We start from the raw sequence: 13,804 nt of genomic DNA, 5'->3' as shown, positions 1-13,804 counted from the left end.
CCTTCGCGGCTTCTAGGGCCGGCTTACGATTTCGAAATCCAAAGTGAATCCCCCGGCATCTTGCTTATACATTCTGACTTCGTTCGAACCGAACCTCTGCACCCAGACGTCCTGACTCCCCAAGAAGGGAGATACGGCTTCCCGCGCGTCATCGTCCAGAAATCCCCGTACGGGAAGCCAAAGTCCTTCCCCGAATACACGAGCCTCCTGCCACGCCTCGGGAAGCAGCCATGTGCCGATTACGACGGTTGCGCCACCCTCGGCTCTTCGCCGAATGAGCTGAAGCGTTTCCGGGGAAATGCGCGAGCCCCCTGCGAGAATCAGCTTCGGATCTCCAAGCTCCTCAGCTTGGACCGTTTCATCATATACAAGCGCGTTATGAACTGGGTAAAACAACGGATGCACAGGCTGCGGCGCCGGGAAATCGGCGCCATGCTTCAGCGGAAATTGCTCGAAAGGGACTCTGCTCTTCAGCTCATGGCGGGGAAACGCAAAGCCTGGAATATGCATGCAGCTGCCATGTGACGGAATTGTGCCATGACTGAGCAGATGCCAAATGGCGAAAATGCTGCTATCCGCTTCCGTACTCGCAGAGTTCCGGTTGCCGAATAACCGGGCGTTCTGTCCGTAGTTGCTGTCCTCTGCATGAATGACGGCGATATCCGCTGCGGCATCCGAATGCCGCCATGTGAGCGGATGGTTCGGTACGAATTCTTTCACGAATTGCTCCCAGACGTCGCCGAACTCGGTTTGGCTGAACCGGCTGCCGTCGTAGGACAGCAAGACGTCGACATTTTCCGTGAACAGGTGGCTTGGCGACATGTAGTATCCCATCCGCAGCGCTGATGCGTATTCTGCAGGAGAATGTCCGGGAAATCCGGACGTGCGCGTGAACCAGGGGCCGATATCCGGCCCCCACAAGTCGGCGCAAATCCACATGGAGCGCCCGTACTGCTTGGCGGCGCCAAGTGCGGTTGACAGCTGCAAGGATTGGAACGATTCTTTCATGATTTTCGGACAAAGCGTCATCCCGGCTCTGGCCTTCGTGTGAAACAGGACAGGGAAGACATGCTCCGAAACCAAGGGAACGGCATGCGGGTCGTAACCGTTCTTCAGCAATACATCGCGCACATGGTTCACACGGCGGGTTACGGCAGCGGCCACCCGCGCCTCCGATTGAGCGGCGCCCAGCCCATCCGTGTCCCCCCAATGCGGGAACCATCCGTCCTTCCGGTACTGTCCCGCATTCATTTGCAGATGCTCGGGCTCGTCGTATAACAGTCCCATCAATTGGCCGGAGCGGTACGCTTCCAATATCGTCTCATCCGGGATATCGTAGCGGTTCGTTCCTTGAACGAACGGACCGTTAATGTTCCCGTATTCGTTGCCGAGGCATACCTCAATGCCTGTTTGCAACAAATCCTGAAGCATATCGGCTTGCCCCGACCCGTCAGGAAACGTATGATGCACATAGAACTGGGTGCCAAGCTCCTTCAGCGCAGCCAAATACGACGGCGGATCGGGCAGCGGGTCTTGGGATGGCGTAACCATCCCCGTTCCCGTCCGCATTAACCGGTCGGATGCCTCCTTCGCCCACGGATCCTGCCAGGCGAGGACAGGGCCTTGCAAACCTAACTTAGGATGAATTCCCGCATTCGCCCTCACTTCTGCACACCTCCCGCAGGCTGTGCACGCCGCTTAGATTCGTGATCGTCCCCGCTGTACAGCCAATCCATCGTATCCGCATTCTCACCGTCATGCGTCACATCCCGAGGGACAGGTTTCTGTTCTGCGGAGATGACGCCGACGAGCAAATAAGCCCCCTTTCCGAAAACCAGCGTATGCCTGCCCGCTTCATACGTATAGGCATGAATGTTCAAGCTCGGATAGAAGTAAACCTTCATGCCGTTGCTGAGTATCGGCACCAGTCCGCCTTGATCGTCGGCGTGCGTATTCTCTTCCAGATTCGGCGCCTTCAGCCATTGAGAATCAGGGGAGTTGAAGTACCCGACCAGAATCTGCGATTTCTCCGGCAGTTCAATCTCCAGCTGAACGCCCTGCTTGGAAGCCTCGCGCTGGCTAAAGCGTACGCCGGTCAAGCCTTGGAGCTCCTCCGCATAACTCTGAATGAACACATCGCCGTCATTAAAAATATATTGCTGCTTGTCGATCTTATATGTTTCGGCATTCGCGGAATGCAGCACGAACGGAGCTGGCTTGTAAGGCTCGATGGTCCTGGCGGCTTTGTTGAGCGCAGCCGGCAAACGGCCTTCCTTCAGTTGCTGCACCTGACGGCTTAAGTTGTCATACTCCTGCTCGTACAGCGGCAAGCAGTCCCGCCAATGTCCGTACGTCTCTCCGTTCGGGAACGGCACCTTGCGCTGCGGCGTCTGCATGCTGTTCGCATACAGATACGTCGAATCCGTCAAAGCGGTAAGCTCCCGGTAGTTGTTAAGACTAACCTCTGCATGCACACGAGCGCTCTCCAAAAGATCCGTTCGATCCAAATAACGGCTTCCGACCGTATGCTTATAAGTCAAAATATCAATCGCGGCTCTAACTTTATACGTATACGAATATGTCATCAGCCGAATGGCTGCCACATCCGTCTCAAGCCGCTGAAACTCCTTCTTGTTGCGGCTGACATGGCTGCCGGCATGCCGAACCGCCCGGAGCGCCTGCTCCGCATTCCGTTCGACATCCGCTATGATATCCAGCGGCGTCTCCCCGATGTGCGGTTCGCCTCGGAGCTCTCTGACTACGAACGTCTCCAACCGCTCGCCTTGCGGCGCTTGACATTCCCACAGTTCCTTCCAAGGCATATAGCGCTCTGGATTCGTGAGCTGGCTGAGCGTCATGCCGAGGACCATCGTCTGCCGGTTCCCTTCGGTGATGCCGAAGCGGCGCAGCAGTTTCGGCGCGCATTCGCCGGATTCCTCATAGGCGGCAAGGATGGCTTCTCCCGCTTCCCTGCTGCCGTACCGCCGAGCAAGAAGATCGATCCAGTAGCGGCGCTCCTGCTTCGGATCTCTGTCGGGATTCCAGGCATAGCGGAACCAGGAAGCGAACCAGATCCAATCCCGTTCAAATTGCCGCAAACGGGGCGAAGCTTGATCGGGCGAATACGGCCAATCCCAGTAAAACAGCGGGTACAGATGCAAGCCGTTGGCGCCGAGACGGTATTTGGCCGCCTGCATGCTTTTCTGGATGAAGGACGGGCTGCCCCACCGGAACGGCTCCAGATTGGCCAGAATATGAACATTGATCATATGAATCGTGTCCAGCGAGCTTAAGTGGTTATGGATGTTCTGCCAGCGTCCCCGGGGGGTGAAGGTGGTAAGCGATTCTCCATTGAACTTGGCTTCCGTATACAAGTTCGGATAGAGCGGAAGTGCGGCGGCCATCACGCTCTCCGCGTTAATGGCGTGGGCGCGGACGATGATCGGCGGCTTTTCTTTGAGCTGCATATCTTTCAGACCTTCATTCACGGCTTCGAGAATCGTTTCGGTCAGCCACTCGGCCCCATAGAGCTGCCCCTGAAGCGCCTCGCCGAGGCAAACCATCAATCCGACGTTCGGGAACTTTCGAACAAATGCCGAAATTGATTTTTTGTAGTAATCGCTTGTCAGCGGAAGCGGCTTCGGCTGATGCAGCTCCAAGCCGTGCTTCTCGGCGAACGGCAGCGGAATATGGATGTTATAAAACTTCAGCACGATCCAGATGCCGCGTTTATTCCCTTCCTCCGCCAGCCAATGGAACGTTTCGACATTCAGCTTGAACTCATCCTCCGTCACCTCCAGCGCCTCCGGGTAATCGTCCAGCTTGACGAAGGAGGAGAAGGGATGCCCCGTCCATATGTACACGACATTGCAGCGCTGCTCCAGCAGCATGTCTAGGAAATCGAGCCATAACGCTTTATCATAGAACCACGGAAACCGCGCAGGAGTAACGGGATATTCGTAGGTCCGGCGCGGCGGCTCGACCTTCGTCTTCTGCAAGCCCAGCGCAGGTCCGCGCAGCACGAAGGAAGGCGCATCGCCGAAAGCCAGCCGGTCCGGCAACGCCCGTTCTTCGCGGATGATGGCCGCCAGCTCCTGGCAGCCGTACAGCGTGCCGGTATCGCTGCCGCCGGCAACGACGGTCAGGCCGCCGGGCAGCGTGGCCAAGTAAAAGCCTTCCTCGCGAGGCGCTTCCGTATGGTAGCAGAGTACCTCCTGTTCCTCCAGTCCGCGAAGTATTTCCGCTTCATACCGGTTACCGACGAAAATTTTGCTCCCAGCTAGTTCCCGGTAGTTCGTCAATTCCCAAGGCCCCGCTTCTTCAACCCGATACCCCGCTTCTTCAAGCGCTTGCTTGAGCAGCGACGCACCGAACAATATACGGGCTGCCGCATGATCTTGTACGGCCAAATAGATCGTCGTCATGCTAAGTCCTCCTCCTTCAGGCCATTGATGCCTGTTCATTCATAGATGCTGCCGCCGTGAAAACAACCGTTTCCCCTGCGCTCAGCTTAAGCGCAATGCAGGCTTCATCCGTCTCGAACTTGACGCCCCCGCGAGTCATAACCGCTTTGCCGGAAAAAGGATTAACGAGCCGCAGTGTTTCGCTGCGTTCCGCATAAACCGTAATCTCTTGAATCCGCCCGCCTGTCTTGCTGCCTGACAAGAGGAACGCGCCTTCCGCTCGTATGCCGGCGAAGGCAGCTTCCTTGAACCGTGCGGAGAGCCCGCTAAATACGCGGAGGGTCCCTCTTACGCACTGCACATACATTTCGAGCACCGCCGCAGCGGCGGCGATCGCCGCTTCGACCTGCATCACATCGGCGCCGACGAATTGCGTGAAGCCCGCATATTTCCCGTTATGTGCGGTGGCGTATCCCGGCATCATATAGATTTCTTTGAGAATATGAAGGGAGAATAACGCCATATCCGCTTTACCCAGCCGGTTATGCAGGATGGAAGCCCAGGGCAAGGACCAGCCCGCCCAGCGTCCCATTCCTTTATCCACCCATGAACGATAAGCGTTATCAACCGTTGCCCGGGTGTAAGGATCCGACATATCGAACGTGTCGAACGGGTAAATCCCGGCCAAATGCGAATGATGGCGATGACATTCCGATAACGGCTGCCCCTCCCATAAATAAATTTCATCGCCGGGTTGAAGGCCGAATTCCTGATACTGCCGCGGACCTGCCGTGAAAGCCGGCAATTTGCTGCGAATATCCCGGATCATGTCCAACTCCTCATCCTTGATCCCGTGGGTTTCCGCCGTTTCGATGAGCTTATCGCACAGAAAACGGACATTAACCAGGAAAAAGGTTGAGTTTCTGCCCAGCGCACCCGCCGAGGACCCGCCATACTCGGGAGAGACGGATACCGGCAATGCATAGGTATCGTGATCCCGCTCCATCATTGCCGCAAAGACGCGAAGCGCCCCTTTCATGAACGGATAGACCTCCTCCACCAAGTACGTAGGATCGCCCGCATACCTTGCATACTGCCACATCATCTGGGCGACCCATGATGTGTTCGCCTGATCGATCGTCCCCGTCCACATGCCGCCCACCGGATAACCCCGGTCATCTACGGAGTGGCCCAGCATATAGCCGTTGTCAATCCCGACGAACCTCGCGGCGTTGCGGGCCAGAATCGGCTTCCAAGAATCGATCATCGCGAACAGCGGCTGCAGACACGGCAGCAGATTCGCGCCATAGGCCGGCCACAGGCATTCCTGCACATTGATGTTGAAATGGTAATCGCAGCTCCATGGCGGCATGCGGTATTCCTCAGCCCACGGCCCTTGAAGCGTCGGCGCCAAGCGCCCCGGCATCGCATTGCCGAGCATTCGGTAAATGCCCAGGTAATAGATCCGCTCTATCTCCTCATCGGGCAGCTGAATATCTGCCGCCTGTGCCCAAAGTTCCTTCCAGCTCCGCCGTGTTTCTTCGCCGATGTGGTCGTACGTGCAGCCGCTGCCTGCAGTCAAATGCCGGGCAGCCGCCTCCTCCGCCTGGGCAGCCGAAGCTCCGTACTCGGCGGTGATTTGCAGAAGCGATTCGGCCCATACGGCCTGAACCGCGCAGGCCGGATCTGCCGGTAATTCCTGCACCCAGCCGACCGCATTCGGCGCTTGCAGCGGCTTATGCGGCATAATGCCGAAGTCGTCGTAATAAGCCTTCACTTTCGCAAAATCGTACGCAGGCTTAGCCGTCAAGCTTTCTATAACATCTTTGACTCCGGCTGCCAAAAGGACCGGCCGGTCCATCAGAATCGTCATCGTGATCACCTGCAGCTGGCCGTTCACCCGGCAGACGATCAGCGCTTCCGCTCGCTGAAGATCCAAGGCCGCCGATTCGATGACGGCTTCCTCCCGAAGCTTCAGCTCGAATCGGCCCATCGGCAGGCGCGTCGGCCGTTTCTCTTTGCCGTTCACCTGCTCGACCGGGTACAACTGCCGCGCTGCGGCAACATCACCTCGCTGCAGCAGCTCCTTGAGATTCGCATACGTGCATGCCTCCGTCCAGACGATGCCGCCGCGATGATCCCAATAATCCGCCCGGTTGACGGTAATCATGATGGTATCCTGCTGAAACCAGACTAATGCGCCATACACGCCGTTGGATAACGGAATGCCGTGATGGCAAAATGCCGTCTCTAACGCCCACGGTACGACGTATTGGGGCTTGATCGGTATAGCTTTCATAGACTCTCTCCTTATCTGCCGAAGTTATTGCAGGATCGCATGCAACCAGTGATCGATGGTTGGGTTGAAACCGATGCGTCCTTGAAGCAGCAGCCGGACAATCACAACTTCACCGCTGCCCGCTCGTTTCTTGCCGGCAACAGCCCGCTTCTTCTTACCGTCATGCTTCGGCTCCGCTCGGGACGGCTTCTCGTAGGTATAGATCAGCGGTTCAAGTCCTTCCAGCTGCACATAGCTCCATGCAATCGGATCGATACGATTCGTATCGCGATTATAGCAGTAGGCGAAATCAAGCGGTTGCGTCTCCATGCCCGGTGTAACGTTCCCCTGGTGGGCAAGTACGAACAGCTCGGTCATCTCCGTTTCCGACACTTCGCAGTCGCAGACGGTCCATTCCGTTCGAAACCCCTCGTCCTGCAGAAAAACAGCTCGCGCCCCGCTCCGTATGCATCGCTCGATATCCCCCCGGCTGCTCTCATAAGCGGCTATGGAGGAGATGACGATCGTCCGGAAGGGAAGCCCCGGCTTGTAGTGACTGCTCTCAACGCCCAGCGCCGAAAGCACGGATTCCGCACCATCTCCGAGAACGACGAGACCGGGAGGTGAACTCTGCCGCTCCAGCCCGGGAAAAACCTCGATTTCGAATCTCTCCGCATTGCGTACAACGCCGCATTCATCCGCAAGTTCGGCATCTATATAGATCATGCACCGCTTCTTGACAGCCGGCATCATCAAGCGAATCGTACCCGCATAGGCGGAACTAATAGCCTCCGCCTGCGCTGCAATTTCGTAGGAGGCGGCATCCTCCCGATCATCCCGCAGCGTAACCCGGATTTGGCAATTGCGGTAGGTCTGCGCCGAATCGTTCAATACCCAAGCCTCTACCTCGATCGGTTCACCGGCATAAGCTCTCCACCGGTCGCATCGGAGATTGACGCGCAGAGGCTGCAGACTGCTGCGATAAGCGAAATAGGCCGGCTTCGGTATCCGATCGACGCCGACCAATGCTTTCATCCAGCCGGAAGGCCACGCATCGATAAGCAGATGGATGGCGGAAGAGACGATCAGGTCGGCTCGTCTGCGAATGGCGTCCGTCATGAGCCGTGTAACCTGCGCTTGGTGATGCTGGCTTGCACGAATCCAATCTTTCAGCGTGGATGGCTCAGGGAACCAATCGCCGTGAAAGCTGTAGGTTTGCGCATCGATAATCCGGCTTGGCATCCAGTCATCATCCGGCTGGTCCGGCAGCCAGGCCTGCGGGTAACGCTCCAGCATGACTGCGAGATGATCCAGCCCTTCCGAGCCATATTCCCCGCAGCCGGTTAGCCAGCCGGTTTTCAGCGGAGGCAGATGCCCTTGGTACAGCTCGCCGAAGGGCAGCGCATGATTGGTGTACCACATGGTGTAACAATGGAAGTCCGATAACCCGGTCTCGGTTGGCGGATCGTAATCGCCGTCCGCGTTTTTGATCACCCGGTCCGGATTTTCGATATAAATCGCTTGGCGGGCTGCGGTAAAGAACGCTTCCAACTCATCCCGGAACAGATGACGGTGCCCTTTGCCCCGTTTGGCCGGACGTGAAGGCTCATTGATGAGGGACACGAGCACAACACATGGATGGCTGCGGACGAGCCTTTCCATCTCCGCCGACTGACGGACCGCCTCGCTGAATTGATTGCGCCGGATGAAGCCGAACGCCGGAAGATCGCACTGATTCAGCATGCCCAGCATATCCATATAGTCGTATATCTCTTCTTGGACCGGACGCTGCGTGATCCGGTAGAAATTAAGATTCGCCAGCTTCGCGATGAGGATGTCGTCAATCAACTGCTCCCGGTTGCCGGTCATGACGCACTGCTGCAAATGTCCCATTTCATTGGCTCCGCGCAGGATGATCGGCTTGCCGTTGAAATAAAGCTTCCCTTTGGGATTCGACTGCTCATCCATCCGAAAGCTTCTCATGCCGAAATTTCGGTCTTTCTGGTCAATACGCTCGCCTTTATATAGGATTGTGGCTCTCAACGTATAAAGATAAGGCGTTTCCAGTTCCCAAGTTCGGAAATCGGACCAGGCGAGCTTATACCGGTAATTGTTCACCCCCGGTCCTGCGTAAGGGATGTCGAACGAAATGTCACGAAGTCCTTCCCCTTCGAAGTTTCGCGCATACACCTCAAGCCTTAACTCGGCATGCTCCATCAGACCGTCTGTCGTGTTGCCGATGTCGATCCAAGCTTCAAAGATTTGCTCTTCGGGAACCGGACGAATGAATAGGTCCTGCAGATACAGCTCGGAGCGTTCCTCGACGAACACGCGCTGATAGATGCCCCCTCCGGACGGACAATGATGCCAGCCATCCTGCGGATCATCCCAGCCCGGTCCGGTCGCCGCATACATTTTATCGCCGTCAAGCCGGGTACCGTCGACGCCCATCATCGGGTACTCGTTCATCACCTCGACAACCAGCTCGTTATGCTCCCGCCATTCCTCCGTCCAATCAAATTCAAACGATGCGAACAATCCTTCATGCATGCCCAAGCATTTGTGATTCATATAGACCGCAGCCTTATAATCAACGCCCTGCAGGACGAGGAACAGCCTCTTGCCTTTGGCAGGCTTAGGAAACTGAAACTCCGTCCGATAATAGCCGGTCCAACGGCCCTGCTCCTTCGTCGGTCCCCGGAAATCGGGAATGCGTACCTGCTCCCAGGAGCCCTCTCCCGCGAGCACCCTGGCGAATGAGCGGTCCTGCTCCTCCCGGTAACGGAATTGGAACGACGCCAGTTCAAGCTGGGGTCTCACTAGCTCCTGTGGCGGCACCTTATTTTGCAAATAGGGCCGGTACCGCTCTCTGAGCGCAGCCAATTGCCCGCGAAATGCCGACAGCTCCGCTTCAAAGCTTGGTGTGTTCTGCCTCGGAACGGCTACCTGCGAAGCGGCGAACCATCGCTTCTCATAAGCAGCCGGCTGCGATACGGACATCCCTTCTTTGGCAAAGGGATGTTCCCGCAGAGCTATTTCAGCGAATGGATCGAGCGTTTCATGACGTTCCGTCATCGTTTCGGCTCCCCCTTACATCAGGCTGGAGCATGCATCGCTCCAGGATGCATGCTCCGACCGGAATCTCCTTATTTGATCGCTTTTTGATAAATGGCCAGCGCCTTGTCTAATCCGACTTTGTTCAAATTAGACAAGTGATCGTTCCACACTTTGTCATCTTCGATATTGACCAGACCCATAACCGCTTTGGTCGCGAATTGGTAGACCTCGTTCCATACACCCGTCATGACCGAATTCACCGTGTTGGTTTCATCCTCGGTAAGCGTTGCATAAGGTGCCAGAACGGTTGTCATCTGTTTGAAGACCGGCGCCGCTTCCGCAGTAATCGCATAGGTCGGATCGGCTTTTTGCGCAGCGTCGCTTTTCGTAATGAAGTAGTCGAAGCCGTACTGTTCAAGCACCTTTTTGCGGTCCAAATCATCTTTGTAGACTGGCACGCCATCCTTCATGACATAGGTCAAATTCTCCACGCCCAATTGGTTAAATAGCTGCCCTTCCGGCGTTGACGACCAATCCAGATACTTCAGCAGACGGTTTAATTTGTCCGGCTCCTCCGCCAATTTATTGCTCAGAATAGAACCGAAGAGCGCGAAGTCCGGACCCTTGAACATGAGAGGACCTTTACCGCCGGCGGTATCCTCCAGGTAAGTGCGCGCATACTCCCAGTCCGCATTCTTATTCTGTTTCTCCAGGGAGACGATTTGGCTGACCCATTGGAAGTCGATGACGTCTTTGCCGTTCAAGCGGTTTTGATTGAATTGGTCTTCCGTGCCCGTCGCGAAATCTTTCTGAATCAGGCCCGCCTTATACAACTTCGCCAAATATTTGAGCATGTCGCGCTGCTTCGTCGTTGCCGGAGAGAATACGACCTGATTATTCATATCCGGGTCTTTCCAGAAGCTGGTCCAACCTGTCGATCCGGCGAAGTCCGCCGGTACCCGGAAGGTGTTGGCGAAGCTGTTGAGCAGCGCTTTCACACCGGTATTGCCGGAACCGCCGCGAACGCCAACGCCGATGAAGTTAGGGTTCGTCTCTTTGATCTTCTGGAGAGCAGCCATGAACTCATCCGTCGTCTTGGGGAACGAAGTGATGCCGGCTTTATCGAAGACATCTTTCCTGTAAATCCAAGCCATCGGATCGTACGTTGTCGTTATCGAAGGAAGCATATAGATTTTGCCGTTGACGGACGTGAAATCCTGCAGCATTTTCCATTGCTCATCCGTGTAAAGCTTGCGGTAGTTCGGCAGCTTATCGAAATAATCGCCGATCGGCAGCAAATAACCGGCGGATGCCCATTTCTTCACGGCGTTCCAGTTGTTCATGTTCGGAATGAAATCCGGATAATCGCCGGAAGCAAACATGACATTATATTTATCCATGCCTGCCGACAGCGGGATCGCCTGATAATCCCATTTCATATTGAATTTCTGTTCGGTCTGTTTCGTATATTCGTTAGGAACCGAGTTGGGTGCATATTTGGTCTGACTGACCACTTTCAAATTGACGGTTTTGTCCATACTGTTCGGATCTGAGGCGGCTTTGGCGGCATCGGTCGAGGCAGCTGTGCTGACCTCCGTTTTATCGGCATTCGTTGAACAACCTGACAAGACAGCAGTGGAAGACATTCCAACGACTACGGCGGAAACGATCCATTTCTTCTTCAACATGCGCGTATCCCCTTTTCATCCATAAAGTTGTTAACCTTGGCAATCCTCTTTGGGCAACCAGAAGCCTTACACCATCCTATTCCCCCTCTCGATGCGTTCCGTTCGCTGCTATCCCTTCAGGGACCCGATCATGATGCCCTTCACAAAATAGTTCTGGATGAACGGATAAACGATCAACATCGGAATGATGGAAATCACGAGTGTCGCGTACTGTACGCTTTGCGGCGTAAGACTGGACTGCACATCGTTCGCCAGCGCGACGTTCCCTGAGGCGGCGAGCTGCTCGGCGAGCGAATTTTGCAGCACGATATCCCGTAAGATGAGCTGCAGCGGATACATATTGTAGTCGTTCAAGTACATCATGGCAGAGAAGAATGAGTTCCAATGCGCAACGGCATAGAACAAGGAAATCGTCGCTACGGCTGCCGTCGATAAGGGCAGTACGATGCGGATCAGCGCGCCTAAGTCGCTGCAGCCGTCGATCTTCGCCGCTTCTTCGATCTCTACGGGAAATGTCCGGAAGAAGGAGATCATAATGATAAGCCACCAAGGACTCATCAATGACGGAATAATGAGCGACGAATAGGAATTGACCATACCGAGCGATTTCACAACGAGAAACAGCGGAATGATGCCGCCTCCGAAGAACATGGGTATCACCACGAAAGTAATGAAATAGCCCCGCAGCACCAAATATTTCTTCGAAAGCGAATACGCAGTGATCGTCGTGATGATGACATTCGCAATCGTACCTGCCAGCGTGATAAAAACGGAATTAAGAAATGACTTGGGAATGTGCACATCTTCGAACAAAATCGTTCGGTAAGCGCTCAAATTAAAGCCCTTCGGGAAGAGAACGACAGATCCGTTCGAGATATGCTCCGGAGAGCTGAATGAGACTGCGATAATATTGAGTACCGGAAATAACGTTACGATCACGACGATGACCATCACCAGGTGAACGACGCCGTCCAGCATTTTGGAACTTAGGGTCCTGTCTTTGACCACGTTGTGCCCTCCTTTCCTTCTACCCGGCTACCATAAGCTCTCGCCTGATACTTTCTTCGCCAAATAATTGGCGCTGACCAAGAAAATGACGTTGATGATCGAATTGAACAGATCGACCGCAGCGCCGAAGCTGAAGTTCATGTCGATCAGCCCCTGCCTGTATACGTAAGTGGAGAACACGTCTGCGGTGTCGTAGGTCAGCGGAGAATACATCAGGATGACTTTCTCTGCGCCAACGCTCAGAACGCCCGACAAGCTTAAGATGAGCGTAATGACAATAACGGGTTTGATAGCCGGAAGCGTAATATGCCAAATTTGCCGTATCCGTGTTGCCCCGTCCAGTACAGCCGATTCATACTGCTCCGCGTCCACTTTGGACAAGGCGGCTAAGTAAATGACCGCGCCCATGCCAAGATCCTTCCAAATATTCGAGGAAATGAATAACGTTCGGAACCAACTCGGCATCCCGAAGAAATAGATGGGCTCCATCCCCATTTTGACAAGCAGCAGGTTGACGACTCCTGTCTCCGGAGCGAGCATTAGCTTCATCATTCCTACAATAGCGACGATGGATAGGAAATAAGGCAGATAGCTGACCGTCTGCACGAAGCTCTTGTAATACCGGTTCCGCAGCTCATTGAGGAGAAGTGCAAATAGAATCGGCATCGGAAAACCGAAAACGATGGCATAAAGCCCCAACAAAAAGGTGTTGCGGAGCAGCATGCCGAAATACGGGCCGTTAATGAACGTTTTGAAGTGGTTTAATCCGAGCGAGCCCGCCCATGGCGCATGCAGGACACTGCTGAAGAAAGATTCCCCGGCCTGCATTTTGAAATTCTTGAATGCAATCAGGACGCCGTACATGGGGACGTAAGAAAAGATGAAAAAGTATAACAGTCCCGGTATTAACAGGAGCAGCAATATTTTCTGCTGCTTGACTCGGTGCCAGAAGCCTCGGTTAGCAGGCGCCAGCTTGGTTCGTACGTTCATTGAAACGGTGGCATTGTCACTAGCATTCATAAGTTTCGCCTCACCAACTTTCGTGAATATCGGATGGTTGTAGTTATGGCAGCGCTTTATAGGCTCAACAATAGCTGCGGCAAGAGCGATCGTAAAGGAACAGTTCATGAGGAACCATACATTTGACGATGCGCCATCGCGCCAATCCTTGAACGGCAAGGATTTCTGGCAGCTCAAGATGTTAAGCGCTTACATACTTCGTGCTCCGGCTTCATGGGCATGGAACAAAAATTTTGGACCATACGTTTGATGCGAAAGTGCTCGCAATCCCAATTAGAGGTGGCTGGCCCGGTTATAGGGATGATTATCCAAATAAAAAAAGCGCATTTCTGCGCTCTACCTGTCGTTCT

7 protein-coding genes are annotated in these 13,804 nt (G+C 54.7%); all 7 read right to left on the bottom strand.

The window, feature by feature from the left end:
* Positions 1-12 precede the first annotated feature (12 nt).
* The 7 genes from PUT07_RS14405 to PUT07_RS14375 all read right to left on the bottom strand — a co-directional run bounded on the left by PUT07_RS14405 (position 13) and on the right by PUT07_RS14375 (position 13,454).
* On the bottom strand, positions 13-1,665 hold the full coding sequence (locus PUT07_RS14405) for a hypothetical protein (protein WP_274468822.1): 1,653 nt from the start codon (positions 1,663-1,665) through the stop codon (positions 13-15).
* Positions 1,662-4,424, bottom strand: coding sequence for a hypothetical protein (locus PUT07_RS14400; protein ID WP_274468821.1), 2,763 nt, complete (start codon positions 4,422-4,424; stop codon positions 1,662-1,664). The genes PUT07_RS14405 and PUT07_RS14400 overlap by 4 nt, the downstream gene beginning before the upstream one ends.
* Before the next feature lie 16 nt (positions 4,425-4,440).
* The gene (locus PUT07_RS14395; protein WP_274468819.1) at positions 4,441-6,702 is read right to left on the bottom strand and encodes a glycosyl hydrolase family 95 catalytic domain-containing protein; all 2,262 of its coding nucleotides are present in this window, start codon (positions 6,700-6,702) and stop codon (positions 4,441-4,443) included.
* Between the two features lie 24 nt (positions 6,703-6,726).
* Positions 6,727-9,756: a glycosyl hydrolase 2 galactose-binding domain-containing protein gene (locus tag PUT07_RS14390; RefSeq protein ID WP_274468818.1), complete on the bottom strand. Its 3,030-nt coding sequence runs from the start codon at positions 9,754-9,756 to the stop codon at positions 6,727-6,729.
* A gap of 71 nt (positions 9,757-9,827) precedes the next feature.
* The gene (locus PUT07_RS14385) at positions 9,828-11,426 is read right to left on the bottom strand and encodes an extracellular solute-binding protein (RefSeq protein WP_274468816.1); all 1,599 of its coding nucleotides are present in this window, start codon (positions 11,424-11,426) and stop codon (positions 9,828-9,830) included.
* A 108-nt stretch (positions 11,427-11,534) separates the two neighbouring features.
* On the bottom strand, positions 11,535-12,434 hold the full coding sequence (locus tag PUT07_RS14380) for a carbohydrate ABC transporter permease (RefSeq protein ID WP_274468815.1): 900 nt from the start codon (positions 12,432-12,434) through the stop codon (positions 11,535-11,537).
* Between the two features lie 27 nt (positions 12,435-12,461).
* Positions 12,462-13,454, bottom strand: a complete 993-nt coding sequence (locus tag PUT07_RS14375; protein ID WP_274468813.1) for an ABC transporter permease — start codon at positions 13,452-13,454, stop codon at positions 12,462-12,464.
* Positions 13,455-13,804: the final 350 nt, after the last annotated feature.

The organism is Paenibacillus sp. MAHUQ-63 (assembly GCF_028765165.1).
Lineage (GTDB): Bacteria > Bacillota > Bacilli > Paenibacillales > NBRC-103111 > Paenibacillus_E.
The sequence above is the reverse complement of the archived record's forward strand: the minus strand, read 5'-3'. Positions and strand labels throughout refer to the sequence as shown.